General features: G+C 58.9%; 3 protein-coding genes. All 3 read left to right on the plus strand.

Annotated elements, in window-relative coordinates; genetic code table 11:
- Positions 1 to 102: 102 nt before the first annotated feature.
- Entirely contained in the window at positions 103 to 1,281 is a 1,179-nt protein-coding gene (locus C5O24_RS11665; protein ID WP_107035966.1) for an ABC transporter permease, read from the plus strand.
- Between the two features lie 6 nt (positions 1,282 to 1,287).
- Positions 1,288 to 2,493: an ABC transporter permease gene (locus C5O24_RS11670; RefSeq protein WP_107681871.1), complete on the plus strand. Its 1,206-nt coding sequence runs from the start codon at positions 1,288 to 1,290 to the stop codon at positions 2,491 to 2,493.
- A gap of 176 nt (positions 2,494 to 2,669) precedes the next feature.
- A partial coding sequence (locus tag C5O24_RS11675; RefSeq protein WP_240604994.1) for a lysine--tRNA ligase occupies positions 2,670 to 3,774 on the plus strand: 1,105 nt, incomplete at its 3' end.

Genomic DNA, 3,774 nt, shown 5'->3' on the forward strand with positions numbered 1-3,774 from the left:
CCACCGACCAGATACCCGACCTGCGCCCGGGCATGACAGTGCTTTACCGCAAGAAATAACCTCCAAAGCCACATCACTTTCAAAACCCACACCCCGACAGCGATGCTCACCCCACTGCTTCAATCACTCGCCTACGGCTGGCGCAAGCTCTGTTCGCGCAAGCTCTGTTCGCGCAAGCTCTACATAGCCGCGATGGTCGTGGTGCCGGTAGCCTTTGCCATCTTCTTCGTGGATCTGATGAAGGAGGGACTGCCGCTGAAAGTGCCCGTATCGGTGGTTGACCTCGACCAGTCGCAGCTGTCACGCCGCATCACGCGCAATCTCAACGCCACCGAGCTGATCGACATCACCCACCGCGACCTCAGCTACAGCGAGGCGCTCGACCGCGTGCGCCGTGGAGAGACGTTCGGATTCTTCCTCATACCCCGCGACTTCCAGCGCGACGCCATATACGGCGGCGACGCCACGCTGACATTTTACAGCGACATGACAGTGTTCGTGCCCGGCACTCTCGCTTTCAAGGGCTTCAAGACCCAGGCCGTCACAACCGCCGGAGGCCTCGCAGCCACAAAGCTCACCAGCCTCGGCATAGGCGACGACGCCGCCCGCGCCCTCATACAGCCCGTGGTGATCAATTCCAATCCCATCGGCAACCCATGGCTCAACTATCTGATATATCTGGCCAACTCGTTCATCCCCTCGGTACTCTCCCTCATGGCGCTGCTGCTCACCGCCTACACCATCTGCGACGAGATCAAGCGCCAGACATCACCGCAGTGGCTGCACACCGCCGGAGGATCCATGACGATAGCCCTCGCCGGCAAGCTCATTCCGCAATGGGCCATAATGACCATAGTGGGATTTTTCTGCCAGTCGGTCATCTACGGTTACTGCAACTGCCCGCTCAACTGTCCGCTCTGGCACATGCTGCTCGCCATGGCTCTGATGGTCATGGGCTCGCAGGCATTCGCCGTGACAATATGCTGCGCCGTGCCCAACCTGCGGCTCTCGCTGAGCATCTGCTCGCTGACCGGCATCCTCACCTTCTCCATAGCGGCCTACTCATTCCCGGTGTCGAGCATGTACCCCGCCGTAGGCATCTTCAGCTACATACTGCCGATGCGCTACTACTTCCTCATCTATGCCGACCAGGCTCTCAACGGCATACCGCTCTATTATTCGAGATGGTACTATGCCGCGCTGCTCATGTTCCCGATAGTGGCCCTGCTCCCCCTGCGCCGGCTCAAGAAACATTGTCTTAACCCCGTTTATGTACCCTGACGCATCATGAGCCACACACGCGACAACTGGCTGACATCGCTCTTCAGAGTCTGGCGGAGAGAATTCTATCTGGTGTTTCACGACCTCGGAGTGATGCTCTTCTTCTTCGCCCTGCCGCTCTTCTATCCGATAGTCTACACGCTGATCTACAACCCTGAGCTGATCCGCGACATGCCTATCGCCGTGGTCGACCACAGCCGCACGGCTCCCAGCCGCGAGCTTGCCCGCATGGTCGACGCCACCGACGGCCTGAAAGTCTACCAGTATGCCCCCGACATGGAGGCCGCACGCCGCATGATGAACCGCAAGGAAGTGTACGGCATACTCGAGATCCCCGCCGGCTACGCCAGGCAGCTCGGCCGCGGCGAACAGGCCAACGTCACATACTACGCCGACGTCAGCCTGCTTCTGCGCTACCGTCAGGCATTGTTCAACCTCACCGACCTGCAGATGGCCATAGCCACCCGCCACCAGCAGGAGAAGATCGCCTCCGGCGGACTGCTGCTCCAGGACATCGGCGGCTCGCCGATCGACACCCAGTCGGTAATGATGGGCGACCCCACCCAGGGCTTCGCCTCGTTCATCATGCCCGGAGTGCTCGTGCTCATACTTCATCAGAGCCTGATACTCGGCGTGGCTATGCTCGCCGGCGGTTCTGCCGAACGCCGCCGGCGCAACGGCGGCCTCGATCCTATGTCGGTCGACGCTCCGGCCTCCGCCACGCTTATCGGCAAGACCCTCTGCTACACCACGATCTACACACCCATGGCGCTCTATGCCCTCCATTTCGTGCCATGGATGTTCACCCTGCCCCACCTCGATTCGATGCTCGACAGCCTTGTCTATATCCTGCCGATGACCGTAGCCGCCTCGATGCTCGGCTTCTGCGTGGCCTCGTTCGTCACCGAGCGCGAAGCCTCGCTGATGGTAGTGGTGTTCACATCCGTAGTGTTTCTATTCCTCTCCGGACTCACATGGCCGCGCTACGCCATGGGGGCGTTCTGGCAGCTTGTCGGCGGCTTCATCCCCGCCACATGGGGCATAGAGGGATTCATCCGCCTCAACTCAAACGGAGCCACATTCGCCCAGCAGAGCCATCCCGCCATGATGCTATGGGGACTGGCGGCGCTCTACTTCGCCGTGGCATGGATACTGACGCGCCGCTTCGGGCTGTTCGCAGGCGCCAGGCGCACCTCGCCCCGCACCGTCTGATCCACCCACACCGGCAGCACAACACATAGCCACTGACAGCTAAAACGCCTAAAAACGCCGGACTGCGACAACTCCGGCGTTTTTAGGCCGCACAGAGGCTGTTATTAGGAAAATAATGGCTAAATTTGCAAAAAATTGCATCAAAGCATTCATACCAAGCACCCACATACAAGCTTATGACCAATATTCTTGAACTGAGCGAACAGGAAATAGTGCGCCGCGGAAGCCTCGAAGAGATGAGACGACTCGGCATTGAACCATATCCGGCTGCCGAATACAAGGTGACAGCCTACACCGACGAAATCAAACGCGACTTCAGCGACGACGCTCCCGCACGCGATGTCACCGTGGCCGGACGCGTCATGAGCCGCCGTGTCATGGGCAAGGCGTCATTCATCGAACTTCAGGACTCACGCGGCCGCATACAGATCTATGTGAGCCGCGACGACCTCTGTCCGGGCGAAGACAAGGAGTTATACAACACCGTAGTGAAGAAACTTCTCGACATCGGCGACTTCATCGGAGTGGAGGGATTCGTGTTCCGCACCCAGATGGGCGAGATCACAGTCCATGCCCGCAGCATCACCGTGCTCGGCAAGTCGCTGCGCCCGCTTCCGATCGTCAAAGTGAAAGACGGTGTGACCTACGACGCGTTCGACGACCCCGAGCTCCGCTACCGCCGCCGCTACGTCGACCTCGTGGTCAACGACGGCGTCAAGGAGATCTTCATCAAGCGCACCAAGGTCTACAACTCCATGCGCGAATACTTCAACACAGCCGGCTACATGGAGGTCGAGACCCCCATACTGCAGTCGATACCCGGCGGAGCATCGGCACGTCCGTTTGTGACCCATCACAACGCGCTCGACATACCGCTCTATCTGCGCATAGCCGACGAGCTTTATCTCAAGCGTCTGATCGTGGGCGGATTTGAAGGCGTCTACGAATTCTCCAAGAACTTCCGCAACGAAGGCATGGACCGCACCCACAATCCGGAATTCACATGCATGGAGATCTATGTGGCCTACAAGGACTACAACTGGATGATGGACTTCACCGAGAAGATGCTCGAAAAGATATGCCTCGACGTCAACGGCACCACCGAAGTGAAAGTGGGCGACAACGTCATATCGTTCAAGGCACCGTTCAAGCGCGTCACCATGATCGACTCGATAAAGGAATTCACCGGCATCGACATCACCGGCATGAACGAAGAACAGCTGCGTCAGGTGTGCGCGCAGCTCGACATCGAAGTCGACCCCTCTATGGGCAAAGGCAAGC

Source organism: Paramuribaculum intestinale, assembly GCF_003024925.1.
In the GTDB taxonomy this organism is placed as follows: Bacteria; Bacteroidota; Bacteroidia; order Bacteroidales; family Muribaculaceae; genus Paramuribaculum; species Paramuribaculum intestinale.